Annotated in this window: 19 protein-coding genes; all 19 read right to left on the reverse strand. The window is 45.1% G+C overall.

Annotation, left to right across the window (positions count from 1 at the left end):
- Positions 1 to 205 precede the first annotated feature (205 nt).
- The gene (locus tag H9649_RS08560) at positions 206 to 415 is read right to left on the reverse strand and encodes a DUF1146 family protein (RefSeq protein WP_191694388.1); all 210 of its coding nucleotides are present in this window, start codon (positions 413 to 415) and stop codon (positions 206 to 208) included.
- A gap of 190 nt (positions 416 to 605) precedes the next feature.
- A complete protein-coding gene (locus H9649_RS08565) occupies positions 606 to 1,007 on the reverse strand; it encodes a F0F1 ATP synthase subunit epsilon (protein WP_191694320.1) in 402 nt (133 codons plus the stop codon).
- A 198-nt stretch (positions 1,008 to 1,205) separates the two neighbouring features.
- A complete protein-coding gene (atpD, locus tag H9649_RS08570; RefSeq protein WP_191694321.1) occupies positions 1,206 to 2,621 on the reverse strand; it encodes a F0F1 ATP synthase subunit beta in 1,416 nt (471 codons plus the stop codon).
- 36 nt (positions 2,622 to 2,657) lie between these two features.
- Positions 2,658 to 3,515 (reverse strand): ATP synthase F1 subunit gamma, encoded by an 858-nt coding sequence (gene atpG / locus H9649_RS08575; protein ID WP_191694322.1) that lies wholly within the window; start codon positions 3,513 to 3,515, stop codon positions 2,658 to 2,660.
- A 54-nt stretch (positions 3,516 to 3,569) separates the two neighbouring features.
- The gene (gene atpA / locus H9649_RS08580) at positions 3,570 to 5,081 is read right to left on the reverse strand and encodes a F0F1 ATP synthase subunit alpha (RefSeq protein ID WP_191694323.1); all 1,512 of its coding nucleotides are present in this window, start codon (positions 5,079 to 5,081) and stop codon (positions 3,570 to 3,572) included.
- A 23-nt stretch (positions 5,082 to 5,104) separates the two neighbouring features.
- Complete coding sequence (locus H9649_RS08585) at positions 5,105 to 5,644, reverse strand: F0F1 ATP synthase subunit delta (protein ID WP_191694324.1); 540 nt, start codon at positions 5,642 to 5,644, stop codon at positions 5,105 to 5,107.
- Complete coding sequence (gene atpF / locus H9649_RS08590) at positions 5,641 to 6,174, reverse strand: F0F1 ATP synthase subunit B (protein WP_404828722.1); 534 nt, start codon at positions 6,172 to 6,174, stop codon at positions 5,641 to 5,643. The genes H9649_RS08585 and atpF overlap by 4 nt, the downstream gene beginning before the upstream one ends.
- A 196-nt stretch (positions 6,175 to 6,370) precedes the next feature.
- Complete coding sequence (gene atpE / locus H9649_RS08595) at positions 6,371 to 6,583, reverse strand: F0F1 ATP synthase subunit C (RefSeq protein ID WP_060209511.1); 213 nt, start codon at positions 6,581 to 6,583, stop codon at positions 6,371 to 6,373.
- Positions 6,584 to 6,655: 72 nt separating this feature from the next.
- Positions 6,656 to 7,366, reverse strand: a complete 711-nt coding sequence (atpB, locus tag H9649_RS08600) for a F0F1 ATP synthase subunit A (RefSeq protein ID WP_191694325.1) — start codon at positions 7,364 to 7,366, stop codon at positions 6,656 to 6,658.
- A 30-nt stretch (positions 7,367 to 7,396) separates the two neighbouring features.
- Positions 7,397 to 7,771: an ATP synthase subunit I gene (locus H9649_RS08605; protein WP_191694326.1), complete on the reverse strand. Its 375-nt coding sequence runs from the start codon at positions 7,769 to 7,771 to the stop codon at positions 7,397 to 7,399.
- Positions 7,772 to 8,220: 449 nt separating this feature from the next.
- Positions 8,221 to 9,327 carry a non-hydrolyzing UDP-N-acetylglucosamine 2-epimerase gene (gene wecB / locus H9649_RS08610; RefSeq protein WP_404828723.1) on the reverse strand — a complete coding sequence of 369 codons (1,107 nt, stop codon included), beginning with the start codon at positions 9,325 to 9,327 and terminating at the stop codon, positions 8,221 to 8,223.
- 57 nt (positions 9,328 to 9,384) lie between these two features.
- Complete coding sequence (upp, locus tag H9649_RS08615; RefSeq protein ID WP_191694328.1) at positions 9,385 to 10,014, reverse strand: uracil phosphoribosyltransferase; 630 nt, start codon at positions 10,012 to 10,014, stop codon at positions 9,385 to 9,387.
- Positions 10,015 to 10,521: 507 nt separating this feature from the next.
- Positions 10,522 to 11,466, reverse strand: coding sequence for a nuclease-related domain-containing protein (locus tag H9649_RS08620; RefSeq protein ID WP_191694329.1), 945 nt, complete (start codon positions 11,464 to 11,466; stop codon positions 10,522 to 10,524).
- A 291-nt stretch (positions 11,467 to 11,757) separates the two neighbouring features.
- On the reverse strand, positions 11,758 to 12,123 hold the full coding sequence (locus tag H9649_RS08625; protein WP_191694330.1) for a hypothetical protein: 366 nt from the start codon (positions 12,121 to 12,123) through the stop codon (positions 11,758 to 11,760).
- A 56-nt stretch (positions 12,124 to 12,179) separates the two neighbouring features.
- Positions 12,180 to 13,433 carry a serine hydroxymethyltransferase gene (gene glyA, locus H9649_RS08630; protein ID WP_318241666.1) on the reverse strand — a complete coding sequence of 418 codons (1,254 nt, stop codon included), beginning with the start codon at positions 13,431 to 13,433 and terminating at the stop codon, positions 12,180 to 12,182.
- A gap of 72 nt (positions 13,434 to 13,505) precedes the next feature.
- Positions 13,506 to 14,066 carry a TIGR01440 family protein gene (locus tag H9649_RS08635; RefSeq protein ID WP_191694331.1) on the reverse strand — a complete coding sequence of 187 codons (561 nt, stop codon included), beginning with the start codon at positions 14,064 to 14,066 and terminating at the stop codon, positions 13,506 to 13,508.
- An 8-nt stretch (positions 14,067 to 14,074) separates the two neighbouring features.
- Positions 14,075 to 14,521, reverse strand: a complete 447-nt coding sequence (rpiB, locus tag H9649_RS08640) for a ribose 5-phosphate isomerase B (RefSeq protein WP_191694332.1) — start codon at positions 14,519 to 14,521, stop codon at positions 14,075 to 14,077.
- A gap of 169 nt (positions 14,522 to 14,690) precedes the next feature.
- Positions 14,691 to 15,974: a methyl-accepting chemotaxis protein gene (locus H9649_RS08645; protein WP_191694333.1), complete on the reverse strand. Its 1,284-nt coding sequence runs from the start codon at positions 15,972 to 15,974 to the stop codon at positions 14,691 to 14,693.
- Positions 15,971 to 16,417: a low molecular weight protein arginine phosphatase gene (locus tag H9649_RS08650; protein WP_191694334.1), complete on the reverse strand. Its 447-nt coding sequence runs from the start codon at positions 16,415 to 16,417 to the stop codon at positions 15,971 to 15,973. Before H9649_RS08650 ends, H9649_RS08645 begins: the two co-directional genes overlap by 4 nt.
- Between the last annotated feature and the right edge of the window lie 43 nt (positions 16,418 to 16,460).

The following is a 16,460-nucleotide window of genomic DNA, read 5'->3' on the forward strand; positions in this document are numbered from 1 at the left end:
GATTGTGCCCTGAACGAGTCTGGGCATTGAGCGCTCCGATGTTCCATATTCCTTGCCATTGGGGAATTTGGACATTTTTGCATTTCATGCCATCGCCCCAAATACACACGTGTATATGTGCGGCGATAGCATGGAGTCAAAATCAAGTAGGTCCTCATGCTGGCCTACTAAGTGTGTACCCGAAATCTTTCCAGCCAAACCAACTTTAATTGAATAAAGACGGGATTCTTCCTGACCAATAGGATATGTCTAAAAAGAAATTTGATACGGCCGAACCGATAGCAAAACTCAATAAAATATATAACAATTGCGCTTGAAAAACGTGGTGCTTTTTTATAATTTTTTCGGGCATAATTGATTGTAATGCATAGAACGTCAAACCGATGAAAAATATGTGTGAAACGATTGCCAGCATTGGGTTATGTACAAAGATATCGTTCAATGTCACTACTTCCTTCCACCTATACACAACAAATTTTTGCTAGATTTCTGTGCAAAAAGCTTTATGAATTAAAAACACTAGATTGCAAGAAGGTTCATACATACATAAGAAAAAATGCGGGCAGAAGAAAGACTTCCTCTGCCCGCCAAATCAGCTAAAATGATTATTTCATTTTATGAACATTGATCCGATTGATAGCGCGCTTTAAATCAAGCTGTACCAATTGAGCATCAAGTTTATCTGTTTTTGCCTGTAATTCTTGTTCTGCACGTTTTGCTGCGCGTTCTGCACGAGCAAGGTCGATGTCAGAAGCTAATTCAGCATGTTGTGCAAGAACGGTGACGACGTCAGGACGCACTTCGATGAAACCGCCGTGAATGGCAATATTCGTCGTTGTGTTGTCCTTCTTTAATCGTAGTGCACCGATCTGAAGTGGAGCGACCATAGCGATATGACCGGGAAGAATCCCGATTTCACCAGTTTCAGTCGAGGCAATTACCATATCCGCTTCAGATGCATTAACAGGACCGTCGGGAGTGACGATATTGACTTTAATGGTCTTCATTTGTTTCCCTCCTGATCAATTACGCCTAGGCGTAATTGTGCCTGGATTTTTATCGGGCATAGCACGATAAATTCATTTAAAAATCCATGACATCCGCCGGAGGCTTATTTTATTCAGCTTAGAGATATTCTATTCTAATGCATTCTCCGGCGTTGCACTCGACACCATTTAAAAGTGATAATGTATGCTGAATAAAATTTAGACTTCTACGCCCATGCCTTTTGCTTTTTCGATAACTTCTTCGATGCGTCCGACAAGACGGAATGCATCTTCAGGAAGATGATCATAACGACCTTGCAAGATTTCCTTAAAGCCGCTGATTGTCTCAGAAACTTGTACATAAGATCCCTTTTGGCCTGTGAACTGCTCAGCCACGTGGAAGTTTTGTGAAAGGAAGAATTGGATACGACGTGCGCGTCCGACAACAAGTTTGTCTTCTTCGCTAAGCTCGTCCATACCAAGGATTGCAATGATATCTTGAAGTTCACGGTAACGTTGCAATGTGAACTGTACTTGAGTAGCCACTTCATAATGCTCTTCGCCAACGATTTCCGGGCTTAGTGCGCGTGAAGTAGATGCAAGTGGGTCAACCGCAGGGTAGATACCCATTTCAGAAAGTTTACGCTCAAGGTTCGTCGTTGCATCCAAGTGAGCGAATGTCGTAGCAGGAGCCGGATCCGTATAGTCATCGGCTGGTACGTAAATCGCTTGGATTGAAGTAACTGAACCTACGTTTGTTGAAGTGATACGCTCTTGAAGCTGACCCATCTCAGTTGCAAGTGTCGGTTGGTAACCAACAGCAGATGGCATACGGCCAAGAAGTGCGGAAACTTCAGAACCCGCTTGCGTGAAGCGGAAGATATTATCGATGAATAGAAGTACGTCCGCGCCTTGTTCGTCACGGAAATGTTCTGCCATTGTCAAACCAGTCAAAGCAACACGCATACGTGCGCCAGGAGGCTCGTTCATCTGACCGAATACCATTGCCGTCTTCGTGATAACGCCGGAATCAGTCATTTCATAGAACAAGTCATTTCCTTCACGTGTACGCTCACCAACACCAGCGAATACGGAAATACCACCGTGTTCTTGTGCGATGTTGTTAATCAATTCCTGGATAAGAACTGTTTTACCTACACCCGCACCACCGAAGAGTCCGATTTTACCACCCTTGATGTATGGTGCAAGCAAGTCAACAACTTTAATACCTGTTTCAAGAATTTCAACTTTCGTTGAAAGGTTTTCAAATGATGGAGCCAGACGGTGAATCGGATCGCGCTGCTCAGTTGCAGGGATTTCCTCTCCAAGGTCGATGATTTCTCCAAGTACGTTGAATACACGTCCAAGTGTTACGTTACCGACTGGAACTGAAATCGCTTCGCCCATATCAGTTACATCCGATCCACGCTTCAAGCCATCAGTAGATGACATCGCGATTGTACGGACCGAGTCGTCTCCAAGGTGGAGAGCAACTTCTAGCGTCAACGTTTGTGGAGCTTCGTTTGGACGCTCGATTTGGACCTTCAATGCATTATAGATCGCTGGTAGGTTGCCGTCTTCGAATTTAACGTCAACAACCGGACCCATTACTTGAAGTATTTTACCGTTACTCATGCTTTTCCCTCCTGTCTTACTTTTCCCGTTCATATGTTATTCTAACGCGGCAACTCCGCCGACGATCTCAGTGATCTCCTGCGTAATTGCAGCTTGACGTGCACGGTTGAATGACAATGTTAATGAATCGATTAGATCAGAAGCATTATCCGTAGCAGTCTTCATCGCTGTCATACTGGAAGCATGTTCGCTCGCTTTTCCATCAAGTACTGCTCCGTAAATAAGACTTTCCGCATATTGTGGAAGAAGCGTTTCAAGAATCGCTTCAGCAGAAGGCTCAAATTCATAGGAAGCCATTGTAGATGCTGATGAAAAGTCAGTGAGCGGAAGCAGTTTCTTTTCCGTCACTTCATGGGAGATGGCGGAGACGAAGTGGTTGTAGAACAAGTACACTTCATCATATTCGCCTTCTGTGAACATGCCAACAGCTCGATTCGCGATTGTTTTTATTTCATCGAAAGAAGGGTGATCGGAAACTCCAATCAGGCTTTCGCTGACGTCATAGCCAAGACGTTCGAAGAATTCGAGTCCTTTACGGCCAATCGCAACGATTTTCACTTCATCTTTGGATGTGTGTCGTTCTTCGATTGCACGACGCGCTTTACGGAAGATGTTACTGTTGTAACCACCTACAAGTCCGCGGTCGGATGTGACGACGATATAACCTGTCTTTTTCACAGGACGACTCGTTAGCATCGGGTGACTTGAGTCGCTTGTTGCGCTCGCAATCGCACCGACGACTTCTTGGATTTTCTCCATGTATGGAACGAACGCTTTCGCATTCATTTCAGCACGTGTCAATTTAGAAGCTGAAACCATCTGCATCGCTTTTGTGATTTGACTCGTCTTCTTAGTCGATTTAATACGGTTTTCTATATCGCGTAATGATACCACTGGCAATTCACCACCTTATTGTTTAATTGGACCAAAATCCAGATTGACCGATTCTTAAGCTTCAGAAGGAACGAAAGTCTTTTTGAATGCGTTAATCGCATCTTTCATGATTTCGTCAGACGGAAGGTCTTTTGTCGTGCGGATATGATCGAACACTTCAGTGTGGTTTGATTCAAGCCAAGTTGAAATTTCGTCTTCAAATCGAAGGATGTCCGCAACAGCCACATCGTCAAGCAGACCGCGAGTCAACGCATAAAGGATGACAACTTGGTATTCAACTTTAACTGGCTTGTTCAAGTCTTGTTTCAAAACTTCAACTGTACGGATACCACGGTCAAGTTTCGCTTGTGTCGATGCTTCAAGGTTAGAACCGAATGCGGAGAACGCTTCTAGTTCACGGAATGCAGCAAGGTCAAGACGAAGTGTACCGGCAACCTTCTTCATTGCTTTAATCTGTGCAGAACCACCAACACGGGATACGGAAAGACCGGCGTTGATCGCTGGACGTACACCCGAGAAGAAGAGGTCAGATTGCAAGAAGATTTGTCCATCAGTGATGGAAATTACGTTTGTTGGAATGTAAGCGGAGATATCTCCAGCTTGCGTTTCAACGAATGGAAGTGCAGTAATTGAACCTGCGCCCAATGTATCGTTCAACTTCGCTGCACGCTCAAGTAGACGGGAGTGCAAGTAGAATACGTCACCAGGGTAAGCTTCACGACCTGGAGGACGGCGAAGTAGTAATGAAAGTTCACGGTAAGCAGCAGCTTGTTTAGATAGGTCATCATAAACAACTAATACGTGCTTGCCTTGGAACATGAATTCTTCAGCCATTGTTACACCTGTATAAGGTGCTAGGAATAGTAGTGGTGCTGGTTGTGATGCAGATGCAGTTACAACGATTGTGTAATCAAGTGCGCCTGCTTTACGAAGTGTTTCAACAACCCCACGTACTGTAGATTCCTTTTGTCCGATTGCTACATAGATACAGATCATATCTTGGTCAGCTTGGTTAAGGATCGTATCGATTGCGACAGTTGTTTTACCAGTCTGACGGTCACCGATGATCAATTCACGCTGTCCACGGCCGATCGGTACAAGTGCATCGATTGCCTTGATGCCTGTTTGCAATGGCTCATGTACGGATTTACGTGCCATGACGCCTTGCGCAGGACTTTCGATTGGACGAGTTTTCGTCGTTGCGATTGGACCTAGTCCGTCAACCGGCATACCGATTGAGTTAACTACACGTCCGATCAGTTCCTCACCGACTGGAACTTCCATAATACGGCCAGTTCGACGTACTTCATCGCCTTCTTTGATATCAGTGTATGGTCCTAGGATAACGATACCTACGTTGTTCGCTTCCAAGTTTTGCGCCATACCCATGACACCAGTTGAGAACTCAAGAAGTTCTCCGGCCATGACGTTGTCGAGGCCATGAGCAAGTGCGATACCGTCACCGATTTTGATAACTGTACCGACTTCGCTTACTTCCATCTCAGACTGATAGTTCTCAATCTGCTGCTTAATCAGCGTGCTGATTTCTTCAGCTTTGATGCTCATGTATGTCACCCCTCAATTTCAAATTATGATCCGATCAGTTTACGTTCCAGTTTGTTAAGCTTAGCGCTTAAGCTGCTGTCGTAAATCTGATTGCCAATCTGCAGGCGGATGCCGCCGATCAGACTTGGATCGATGATATTTTCAATGCGTAATGATTGTTTGCCTACTTTGCGTCCGAATGTCGCAGAAATCGAGTTCGTCTCCACTTCCGTTAAAGGACGTGTCGAGTATACTTTAGCTTCTGCAACTCCAGCTGCATCATTTGCCAATGCGTGGAATTGTGCAAAGACATTTTGGATTTCATCCATACGTTTCGCATCCAACATCACGAACAATGTGTTCATGACAATCGGATTTACTCCGTTAAAGATCGTCTTCATAATGTCTTTTTTCTTTGCCGTTGACAGTTTTGGAGAACTAAGCAATTCACTTAAACCTTTGTTATCACGGAAAGCTTTCTTCAATTCTGTAAGTTCTTCTTGAATAGAAGCAGTCTGTCCGTGTTGCTGTGCTAAGTCGAATATTGCTGTTGCATAACGTTCAGCTACTACCGATTGGCTCATCGGCTTTCGCCTGCCTTCACAATCGTTTCTTCAATCAATGCACGGTTGTCTTCCTCGGAGATTTCTTTTCCAAGTACTTTTGAAGCCGCCAAGATTGATAGTGAAACGAATTCTTCGCGTACGGCTGCAACTGCCTTTTCTTTTTCTGTTGCGATTTCAAGTGTAGCGGATTCTTTCATCCGGTTCACTTCATTGCGTGCAGCTGTAATTAGCTCTTCACGCTGTGTTTCTCCTTGCTTACGTGCGTTATCAACAATCGACTGTGCGTTTTCGCGAGCTTCCTTCAAAAGAGCGCGCTGCTCTTCCAAAAGTTTGTGAGAATCTAAACGGCTTTGTTCAGCTGCTTCGATTTCATTCGCGATCAATTGAGCACGTTGATCCATAATTCCCATAAGCGGGCCCCATGCAAATCTCTTCAAAAGAAGCATAAGGACTGTGAAGAAGAATACTGTTGTGATAATACTTCCTAGGTTCAAGCCATCAGGATCATTCAGTTTCGCTAAAAATCCTGCGTCAGCATTTGCAGACAATAGGATGAGAGTATTTTCTAACACGATTGTTTCACTCCCTTCAAGAGCTTATATCATTTTCATAAGTGGTACGTGTATAGAAAGAACGTTATTCTTAATTTTCAACTTTAAATAAGCTTTTCAAACATCTGTTGTTACATAAATGAATGGCGAAGGGCATAACGTGCGTTCTTCGCCATTTAAAATTGTTCGGAAATTATTTGTTCATTACGATGAAAGCGATAACTGTCGCGATGATCGGAAGGGCCTCAACTAGTGCTACCCCGATGAACATTGTTGTTTGAAGCATACCGCGTGCTTCTGGTTGACGAGCGATACCTTCTACTGTTTTAGATACGATCAAACCGTTACCAATACCTGCTCCAAGTGCACCTAGACCAACTGCTAGTGCTGCTGCTAATAAACCCATTGTGTAATATCCTCCTAAGAATTCATGTTTTTTATTTTTTGTTTACCAACCCTATAAAGGGGCAATATATGTTTAATGATCTGTATCGACTTTGTGCGCCATATAGACCATCGTTAACATAACGAAGATGAATGCCTGGATCGCTCCGATGAAGATGGAGAAACCTTGCCAAGCAAGTGCCGGTATTAATGCTCCAGCAAGACCGAATGCGCTGGATGCTCCGAGCGTCGCAAGAAGTCCGATGAGGATCTCACCTGCGAAGATGTTACCGTAAAGACGAAGACCGAGTGTCAACGTGTTTGCAAATTCTTCAATGATTTTAAGCGGTGCCAGGAACGGCATAGGCTGCAAGTATGTTTTGAAATATCCTTTAGCGCCAAGCAACTTAACACCATAGAAGTGCGTCAAGATTACAACGGTTGCTGCAAGTGTCATCGTGACTACAGGATCTGCTGTAGGAGATTTCCACCATAGATAATCGTTGTAAATGATGTTGAATGGTAATCCAAGCATGTTGGCAACGAATACGAACATGATCAAGGTAATTCCTAGTACGTGGAATCGGCCACCTGTTTTCCAGTCCATATTGTTCTTGATGATGCCTTTGACGAAATCCATGATCCATTCCATGAAATTCTGCATGCCTGTAGGTTTCACTTTCAAATTACGTGTCGAAATGACTGCAATAAGGAAGACGATAAGACATGTAATGAATAACATGAGAATATTGGATGCGTTAAAAACTATTCCGAAGATCTCGAAATTCGGATTTTTATGGTCCACGTTTTGTTCACCTCCCTTATGCAACCAAAATTAAAAGTGCTTTACGTGGACTACGATCCTATCTGCTAGCAATAGGATGTAGGGAATCATTAATCCAATCACAGTTGCAATCAGATTGAACTCTTCCGGCATAGTCAGCGCAATCGCTGCCGCCGCCACTCCGGATCCGAAACGCAAAGCGGTTCCTCCGATTGACTTTGTTTCTTTCCCTTGAGAGATTTTCTCGTCGAATCTGTCCATTCTACGGACAATAATCCAAAAATTATACAATCCGAAGAACGATCCGAGAATTAATCCTGCAAAAACCGGTTTGAAGTCAGTAAAAGCCCATCCTATGACGAACAGTGCGAGCAAAAAAAAGACAGCTTTCTTTTGCCTATTAAAAATTTGTCGCATTGTGTGCATGATGGGTGATTCTCCTGATTCATATTTTGCTTCAGCTTTTGCTTTCAACGAAAAGTGTAGGACAATGAACTGCGTCAAACGAAAAGGTCCGTCCCCCATAATCGGGCTTGTCCCAGAGCTCCGATCAAGGTCGGAACCTGTTATTGTAAATGAATCGTCTCAACTACTGACCACCAGGAAGCGTTGCTATCGAGCAAGTTCAAAGTGGTGTTACTGACGACATCCAGCGAAAGGATGATAGAATCGTCTCGGAAATGTTTGCATCGACGATCTTCATATGTATGAAACCCCTATCATTCTTACCCTTTGTTAGCATACAATAGGGGCATTTTGATGTCAATTGATTCCCGTGAAAAACTTCACAAACTCTACTCTTTGTCAAATTATCGTCATAATTGTAGACGAACTGCAATATTCATGCTGTCCATAGGGGAATTCCCTATTGTTTTTCAGTTCTTTTCTGATGACCGTAAATACTCAAGTAAAGCTTCGACAATACGCCCAGACGCTTTTCCATCTCCGTAAGGATTGGATGCTTTGGACATTTTCGTATACTCTTCTTCATTAGATAGAAGTTCGTCCGTTAAATTAAAGATCATCTCTTCATCCGTACCGGCAAGTTTCAATGTCCCCGCCTCGATGCCTTCAGGACGCTCAGTCGTATCGCGTAGTACGATTACCGGTTTTCCGAGTGATGGCGCTTCTTCTTGGATACCACCTGAATCTGTCAGGATAATATGCGAGCGAGCTGCGAAATTATGGAAATCGACGACTTCAAGCGGCTCAATAAGATGTACGCGATTGTTGTTACCTAGCAGTTCATCCGCCACTTCCCGTACTGCAGGATTCATGTGAACGGGATAGATTACTTGCGTCCCCGGATGTTTTTCAAGAATCCGCGTAATTGCACGGAACATATTGCGCATCGGTTCGCCAAGGTTTTCGCGTCGGTGAGCAGTAAGTAATATGAGTTTGTCGTCGCCGATTTGATCTAACACTGGATGATGGTAGTCTTCTTTGACAGTCGTTTGTAGCGCATCGATCGCCGTATTTCCTGTAATGTAAATGCGATCTTTCGGTTTCGCTTCATTTAATAGGTTCTGTGCAGACTTTTCTGTCGGTGCGAAATGAAGGTCCGCAATGACGCCTGTCAGCTGGCGATTCATCTCTTCCGGGTACGGTGAAAATTTGTCCCACGTACGAAGACCCGCTTCGACATGACCGACTGCGATTTGGTTATAAAATGCAGCAAGACTTCCTATGAAAGTCGTCGACGTATCACCGTGGACGAGCACGATATCCGGTCGCGCGTCCTTCATGATTTTGTCGAGCCCTTCCAGACCGCGCGTCGCCACATCGATCAATGTCTGACGGTCCTTCATAATGTTAAGATCGTAATCCGGTGTAATATCGAATGCATGCAAAACTTGGTCGAGCATTTGACGGTGCTGCGCGGTCACGGTAACAATCGATTCGATTGTCTCCGGATGTTTTTGCAGTTCAAGTACAAGCGGTGCCATTTTAATCGCTTCCGGTCTCGTACCGAAAATCGTCATCACTTTAAACTTTCGTTTCAATCCATTCACGCCTTCCCCATTGTGTTGGTACTTTTTTTATTTCGTTCCGAAAAGACGGTCGCCTGCGTCACCTAGACCAGGTACGATATAGCCTTTTTCGTTTAAACGCTCGTCCAACGCCGCGATATAGACGTCGATTTCCGGATGCGCTTCTGTAAATACTTTCACGCCTTCAGGTGCTGCGATCAGGCACATGAAACGAATGTTTTTCGCTCCACGTTTCTTCAGTGAATTCACTGCCTCAACTGCCGTCCCACCTGTTGCAAGCATCGGATCGACTAGGATGAATTCACGTTCAGCTACGTCAGATGGCAACTTCACGAAATACTCATGCGGCTGCAATGTTTCCGGATCACGGAACAAACCGATATGTCCAACTTTCGCCGCCGGAATCAATTTCAAAATCCCATCGACCATGCCGATTCCTGCTCTCAAAATCGGAACAATCCCTAGTTTCTTCCCTGCTAACACTTGCGATTTCGACATGCAAACAGGTGTCTCCACATCTACTTCCTGTAATGGAAGATCGCGCGTAATTTCATACGCCATAAGTGTCGCCACTTCATCGACAAGCTCACGGAATTCCTTCGTCCCCGTATTCACGTCACGGATATACGTTAATTTATGCTGGATGAGCGGATGATCAAATACATGTACTTTTGCCATTGCTAATCGCTCCTTTTCAAAATGTCTTGACCATTATACCAGATGCCAACCCAATCACGCACCATCAAGCGCGGAAAGTGACAGATGTTGTTGAATGATGAATTGTTTGAGGATTTGTTGTGGTTGGTGGGGTGGTTGTGTTCTTGGATGTTGAGCGGTTTTTGGCGTAGGGAAACGTGTTTAGGCAATAGAATCGATGATGACGAGTGCGGGAGTTGGAATACGGGCGCGCAGACCGGATTTACGGGCGCGGAATCAACTTTACGAGCGAGCAAGACGGGTTTGCGGGCGCACCAAGCGTGTATTCGAGCGCGAAAACGTATTTACGGGCGCAGCTGTACTGTTTACGAGCGCGACACCAACTTATACGAGCGCAGACGACAGATTTACGAGCGCGGGGAAAACTCATGAATTGAAAAATACTCGTACGCGCAGAATGCCTTTGACAAATTAATCCTTGTCTTAAATAAAGTGGAACTTAACTAGCGTTAGCAAACTCCCCTTTTACTATTCTTTGCTATAAAAAGTATTCTTAGCTTTCCCATTCATCAGAAGACCGGATTTCTTCAACATTCGTTTTGCGACGGATCGGTCAGCAATCATGGAAAACGATCGGAATTCACGATTGGTGATTTTCGTATCGATCAGATAAAACCAATCAGACAATAATTGCTGATGCCCATCAGCAGAAACACTATGGCAAGTAATACAAATCCACCTTTTCTCTATCCATTGCATTTTACCAGTCCTGCAACTTTGGCATATCACACCTGCTTTAATTTCTCCTCTTGACATTTTCATTGTTTTTATCAAAGGGAATGGATTATATTCTTGGTGTGCATTAATCATTTCAAAAGAAATCTTCTTCATTTCATTACGTGAAATTCTTTCAACGCCAATCGTCATATTGTATAAAATAATTGGAATCTCTTGAGTGAATGCAAGAACGATGTCCATCTGATTCTCATTGTATAGCTCATTCGTAAAAGCTAATCCGATAACTCCCTCTATCGGAAGATTAATCCCTCTCTCTTTGAGCCATAGATCCATGAAAATCTTCTTCCGATCTAACTCAGTAAGAGGACTACTAATAATTCTCCTCTCATCATTTTGTTCCTGGATGAATTGTATTGGATCTGTCTTGACCCGTAATGTCCCGGCTAAATTCTTAACTTCAAATAATAGAATACGGTCTGGCAAAATCATAACGGAATCCATCTGAAAATAAACCCCGTTTTGTAGCAGGCACACATCATGCATTAATGCCATAGGATAAGTCGGTCGGAATTCGTTTATATACTTATCAAAATTCAACTCACCCGCAAAGCCCGCACGCCTCTTTCTTAAATCTTCTTCAATTCTTGAGTACTGGTAGTGGTCATTCGGCAGTCTAGCAATTAATGATTCTAAACCAATCAACATCAATGGTTTGTTCCGTTTTTTATAGATCATTTTATCACCTCATGCGCATTGTACCAGTAAGCTGCATGTTTGACGAACCGGCAAATATCATTTTTGACATGCGCTCAAGCCAATGAAATCAATAAATCCGACTTTCAAAATCCGAATTTTGTAGTGTGAATGTACTCATTTTGTTACTTTGGCAGTTTCACTATTTTGCATGACGCCAGCATTATTTTGCTTATCTGAGCTAAATCGGCTTCATAACCGATGTGACATTTGCTTACCTTTTAATCTTATTTCGCGGAAGTCTCCTGTTCCCCAGCCTTCAAACAGACGCGCCTAGTGCTTTTGACAAATTAATCTTGGTTTTACGAGCGCGCGGATGATGGTTATGGGCACGACTCCGACTTTTACGAGCGCGCGGTCGACGGTTACGGGCGCGACTACGGCTTTTACGAGCGCGCGGTCGACGGTTACGGGCGCGACTACGGCTTTTACGAGCGCGCGGATGATGTTTACGAGCGCAGCTACGGCTTTTACGAGCGCGCGGTCAATGGTTACGGGCGCGACTACGGCTTTTACGAGCGCGCGGTCAATGGTTACGGGCGCGACTCCGACTTTTACGAGCGCGCGGATGATGGTTATGGGCACGACTCCGACTTTTACGAGCGCGCGGTCGACGGTTACGGGCGCGTCAAACGCCACCCCATAAAAACCAAAAACCCCACACTCACCAAGAGTGTGGGGTCCATCCTAATTAATCAAGCATACAAAGGAAATTTATCTGTCAACGCCTTCACGCGCGCAGCTGCTTCAGTTTTGGCAGCTTCGTCTTCGTGGTTTTTCAGCAAATCAGCGATGATGGAACCGATTTCCTTCATCTCTTCTTCTTTGAAGCCGCGTGTTGTGACGGCTGGTGTTCCGATACGGACGCCTGAAGTGACGAATGGGCTTTCCGTGTCGAATGGAATTGTGTTTTTGTTCACTGTGATGCCGACTTCGTCAAGGACGTGTTCAGCAATCTTGCCTGTGAGGCCGAGTGATTTCAGGTTAATTAACAACAAGTGATTGTCCGTTCCGCCGGATACGATGTCGACACCTTCTGCCATCAAGCTTTCCGCAAGGGCGACTGCATTTTTCTTCACTTGCTGAATATGCGATTTAAACTCAGGCTTTAACGCCTCACCGAACGCAACCGCTTTTGCAGCGATGACGTGCATCAACGGGCCGCCTTGGATGCCAGGGAAAATGGTCTTGTCGATTTTGCGTCCGAATTCAGCAGCGAATTCTTCGTTCACAAGGATGACGCCGCCACGAGGACCGCGCAATGTCTTATGCGTTGTGGACGTGACGAAATGTGCGTGTGGAACAGGATTCGGGTGCTCGCCGACTGCGACAAGACCAGCAATATGCGCCATATCGACCATCAAGTATGCGCCAACTTCATCAGCGATTTCGCGGAATTTCGCGAAGTCGATTTCACGTGGATACGCACTAGCTCCAGCAACGATTAACTTCGGCTTATGTTCAAGCGCTTTTTGACGAACGTCTTCGTAATCGATGCGCTCGTCTTCTTCACTTACGCCGTACTCGACAAAGTTATAGAGAATTCCGGAGAAGTTCACCGGGCTGCCGTGTGTCAAGTGTCCGCCGTGGGAAAGGTTCATGCCGAGAACAGTGTCACCCGGCTCAAGAATTGTGAAATAAACAGCCATGTTCGCTTGTGCACCGGAGTGCGCTTGAACGTTAGCGTACGCTGCACCGAAAATTTCTTTGACGCGGTCGCGTGCAATATTTTCAACGACATCAACGTGTTCGCACCCGCCGTAATAGCGCTTGCCTGGATAGCCTTCAGCATATTTATTCGTCAAGTATGAACCTTGTGCTTCCATGACTGCTTCTGTTACAAAGTTTTCAGATGCAATCAATTCGATGTTGGCGTTTTGGCGGTTTTTCTCTGCCATAATCGCTTCGTATACTGCTGAATCTTCACGTTTCACATTGCTCAAATCCATGTTCTCATTTCCCCTTTTTACTGTTTTTTTTATCGTTAATGGACGGTAAAACCATCCAGTCTCACAAGAATCTCAATCTTCTACCGGCCGCACATAAACAGCCCGTTCTCCGCCAATCAATTTCGGCCTCGTTGTTGCGACCGTCACGATGGCGTCCCCAATTTGTTTAATGGACGTCCGAAGTGGTACGGCTACCGATTTCAAATGCATGCCAATTAACGTCTGACCGATATCGATGCCTGCAGTTGCGCGAATTGATTCGACAACGACTGCGTCATCGAGGTGTTCGAATGCATAAGCGGACATCGATCCTCCAGCACGTACGACGGGAATGACGGAAACCGGTTCAAGTCCGTATTTCTCAGCGGCAATGCGCTCAACCGTCAATGCGCGGTTAATATGCTCGCATCCTTGAAATGCCAAAAATATGCCGTGCCGTTTTGCAAATGCCTGCAAAGGTGCGAACAACGCGTCCGCGACTTCAAGCGCGCCCCCTGTACCGATCCGTTTGCCTGCGATTTCAGATGTTGAACAACCGACAACGAAGAAACTTCCGCGCGCAAATGTCGTTTGCTCCTCCATTTCGGACAGCAACTGTTCGACTTCCAACTTCCAAAGATTTACTACATCCATTGCCAAGCTCACCTCGCTCCGTTTTCGAGCTCCGTCAATTTAGCGATGCGGCGCTCGTGGCGGCCACCTTCAAAGGGTGTGTCCAGCCATGCTGTTACTACTTCTCGTGCAAGACCCGGTCCGATGACACGTTCTCCCATCGCGATAATGTTCGAGTCGTTATGCCCTCTTGTCGCTTTCGCGCTGAAGACGTCATGGACGAGTGCACAGCGAATTCCATCCACTTTGTTTGCTGCAATGGACATGCCGATGCCCGTCCCGCAAATGAGGATTCCTTTATCGAATTCACCACTTGCAACGCCTGTCGAAACAGGCTTCGCGAAGTCTGGATAATCGACCGATTCATTGGAGTCGGGACCAAAATCTGTATAGTCCAACCCTAATTCTGCCAATAGATTCATGATTTCATGGCGCAAATTATTTCCGCCATGATCTGAAGAGATTGCGATTTTCATTGCGGCACCTCTTTTCTTAATATACTCACAACTAATTCTATCATTGTTCGACAAAAAAACACAGTCCTTCGATTACTATTTCGTACTGTGAAATGAAACCTATACATATGCAAAGACGCCTTGTATGAACAAGGCGCCTGACTATTTTATTCTCATTAAATAGCGTTTATTACGAACGATCAAACTGGCTAATGACTTTATATAAGTCTTCTGATTGTTGCTTCAACCGGTTCGCCATTTCGTCCGTCTGTTCAATGGAGCGTACTTGTTCTTCTGTAGCAGCGCTCACTTCTTCCGCTCCAGCAGATGTCTGTTCCGCGATTGCAGCCACTTCCTGGGACTGGCGCGCTGTCGTTTCAATATTTGTCAGTTGGTTTTCAACAAGTTGTGAAATTTTCACGACGGAATCCGCCATGCCATTCACTTTTTCAGACATCGATTTGACGCTTGTGCTCGTCGCATCAGCACGGTCCGCTTCAATAGACGCTGTCGACACTTGTTCTTCAATTTCGACTACCACTTTCGAAACGTCCGACTGGATCATTTTCACGAGCTCATCAATGCTATGAACGGCTTTCGCACTTTCATCCGCAAGCACACGCACTTCTTCCGCCACAACCGCGAAACCTTTACCGTGCTCACCTGCACGAGCTGCTTCAATTGAAGCGTTCAATGCGAGTAAGTTCGTCTGCCCAGCAATATTGCCGACAAGTTGCACGATGTTGCCGATCTTTTGCGCATTTTGGTCAAGCGTACGAATGGTCCCAAGTGACTGCTCACTTTGGTTCGACATATCGCGAATACCTTCAACAAGCGAACGGAAAACGTCTGTCGTCCGCGCAAGTTCTTCCAGCATTTCTTTTGATTTGACTGATGAATCTTCGGCATGATTGCTCACTTCCGCAGCTAATAACCTAACGTCTTCAATTGCTTCAGCCGTTTCCTGAATTGCCATTGCAGAAGCTTCGGCGCCTGAAGAAATTTCCGCAATCGTCGTCGCAACTGCATCCGCTTGTGTCGCGGCAGTGCTCGTTTCGATGGACAACTGATCGACTGTGACAGCCGTCTTTTCGAAATTCGTCTCGATTTCCTGAACGATTGTACGCAAATTGAGAACGAGTTTCTGGAACGCTTCTGCAACGGACCGTATTTCATCCGAAGACTTCGGCAAAACAATTTCTGTTCCGATTTTGCCATCTGCCACTTCGATTGCTGCCAACTCCAAGTTTTGAAGAGGTTTTGTCAAGATTGTACTGAACATGGCGGCGAGTATGGCTGACCACATAATGCCCATTCCATATGTAAGGATTTCAAAAATGAGTGGTTTTATATTCGGAAAAAATTCCGGACCTATGTAATTAATGAAAAATGCACTCGTTGAATATGTCACAACTGCTAGTATCGTGACGAACAAAACGAGTTTCTTGCGTAATCCGAACTTTTTAGATTTCATGCTTCTTCCCCCAGTAATTTCTGCTTCAACTTTTCAATCAAACTTTCCAATTCACCAAAAGTTTTCCGATACGTCTCCAAATTGCCACCATACGGATCATGCACATCTCCGCCAACAGCCGGCAATGTATATTCCTTCAACGTAAACGTTTTTTCTGCGACAGACGGGAATGAATGCAAAAGCAACCTCTTATGTGACGAAGTCATCGTCAAAATAAGATCCGCCCACGCTAGTCTTTCCGCTGTAACCGCAGTAGAAACAGGCGTATACGGCATGTCCGACTGTTCGATAAGCGTCAAGGCATTCGCGGAAATCGGCAATCCATCGACTGCATGCACACCCGCTGATCTCACGTCTACCCCTTCAATCTGTTTAGAACGGAGAATCGCCTCTGCCATTGGGCTTCTACACGTATTTCCTGTACAAATAAAATAAATGTTCATACTATATCACCTACCTATAGGATACTCCATAACCATGAATAAA

The sequence above is a fragment of the Sporosarcina quadrami genome, assembly GCF_014836615.1.
Lineage (GTDB): Bacteria > Bacillota > Bacilli > Bacillales_A > Planococcaceae > Sporosarcina > Sporosarcina quadrami.